We start from the raw sequence: 238 nt of genomic DNA, 5'->3' as shown, positions 1-238 counted from the left end.
GCTCACCACACTGGTGACGGTGAACATGATGGGCTCAGGCATCATCATGTTGCCGACGAGCATGGCCCAACTCGGGGCTGTTTCATTGTTGTCATGGATCGTCACCGCTGTCGGCTCCATGGCCATCGCGTATTGTTTTTCCCAGTGCGGCATCTTCTGCCTGCGCTCTGGCGGGTTATCTGCCTACACCGAAGAGGCGCATGCAAAGTCAGGTTTTTTTCTGTGCTCTTACCTGTAC

At 55.0% G+C, this 238-nt stretch carries 1 pseudogene; it reads left to right on the top strand.

The window, feature by feature from the left end:
• Nucleotides 1–238, top strand: a pseudogene (locus NR201_RS22620) (putrescine-ornithine antiporter); the annotation flags it as partial.

It is taken from the genome of Pantoea sp. Fr-CA_6, assembly GCF_024520895.1.
Classification (GTDB): Bacteria; Pseudomonadota; Gammaproteobacteria; order Enterobacterales; family Enterobacteriaceae; genus Pantoea; species Pantoea agglomerans.
Note: the sequence above shows the minus strand (reverse complement) of the source record. Positions and strands in the feature narration are given on the sequence as shown.